This is a genomic window from Streptomyces capoamus, from assembly GCF_014654935.1.
Lineage (GTDB): Bacteria > Actinomycetota > Actinomycetes > Streptomycetales > Streptomycetaceae > Streptomyces > Streptomyces capoamus.
In genome coordinates, this window is sequence record NZ_BNBF01000003.1 from 452,448 (window position 1) to 453,883 (window position 1,436).

Below are 1,436 nucleotides of genomic sequence, written 5' to 3' on the forward strand. Positions count from 1 at the left end.
TGCAGCGCGATGCCGTTCATGATCGCGCCCATGGCGTGCTCGCGTACGCCGAAGTGCAGCGTGCGACCGTACGGGCCGCCCGACCACATCTTGGTCTGCCTGCTCTCGGGCAGGAACGAAGCCTCCCCCTTGACCGCGGTGTTGTTGCTCTCCGCCAGGTCGGCCGAACCGCCCCACAGCTCCGGCAGGACCGGGTACAGGGCGGCGAGGACCTCACCGGAAGCCTTCCGGGTCGCCACGCCCTTGGGATCGGCGTCCCAGACCGGCAGGTCGTCCGCCCAACCCTGGGGCAGCCGACGGGTGGACAGCCGATCAAGCAACGCGGCACCGTCGGGGTTGGCGGCCCGCCACGCGTCGAAGCGCTGCTGCCACGTCGCGTGCGCCTGCGCGCCGCGCTCGGCGACCCGGCGGGCGTGCTCGAGCACCTCCGGGTCGACCACGAAAGTCTTGTCCGGATCGAAGCCGAGGATCTCCTTCGTCGCCCGGACCTCGTCCTCGCCCAGCGCGGATCCGTGGGCCGCTCCGGTGTTCTGCTTGTTCGGCGCGGGCCAGCCGATGATCGTGTGCAGCACGATCAGCGACGGGCGGCCGGTCTCGGCCCGGGCAGCGGCCAGCGCGCGGTCGACAGCGGCCAGGTCCTCGCCGTCGTCGACGTGCTGCACGTGCCAGCCGTAAGCCTCGTACCGCTTGCCGACGTCCTCGGTGAACGCGACGTCGGTGTCGTCCTCGATCGAGATCCGGTTGGCGTCGTAGACCAGGACCAGATTGCCCAGCTCCTGAGTGCCGGCCAGCGACGACGCCTCACCGCTGACGCCCTCCTCCAGGTCACCGTCGGAGGCGAACGCCCAGATCGTGTGGTCGAAGACGCTCTCGCCCTCGGGGGCGTCGGGGTCCAGCAGGCCGCGCTCGCGGCGGGCGGCCATGGCCATGCCGACGGCGTTGCCGACGCCCTGGCCGAGCGGGCCGGTCGTCGTCTCCACCCCCGGTGTGTGGTTGACCTCGGGATGGCCCGGGGTCGCAGACCCCCAGGTGCGCAGCGCCTGAAGGTCGGCCAGCTCCAGGCCGTAGCCGGAGAGGAAGAGCTGGATGTACAAGGTGAGGCTCGAGTGCCCCATCGACAGCACGAAGCGGTCACGGCCGACCCAGTTCGGATCGCTCGGGTCGTGGCGCAGCCACTTCTGGAACAGCAGGTAGGCGGTGGGGGCCATGCTCATCGCGGTGCCGGGGTGGCCGTTGCCGGTCTTCTGTACGGCATCCATCGCCAGCACGCGCACGGTGTCGATCGCGCGGCGGTCGAGATCACCCATCCCCTCGGGGAGGGTGGGGTGCGGCTGGAAGGGGTTGCCGGTGGGTGTGTCACTCGCGGCCTCGGCAGGAGCCTCGGAGCGGGTGCTCTTCGCCTCGGTGGCGGGGTCTGCCTCATTGGCGGTCATCGG

General features: G+C 71.0%; 1 protein-coding gene. It reads right to left on the reverse strand.

Annotated features, from left to right (window positions below; all coding sequences use genetic code 11):
- On the reverse strand, nucleotides 1–1,433 hold a 1,433-nt coding region (locus tag IE312_RS39220; protein ID WP_502266962.1), incomplete at its 3' end, for a thiamine pyrophosphate-binding protein.
- Between the last annotated feature and the right edge of the window lie 3 nt (nucleotides 1,434–1,436).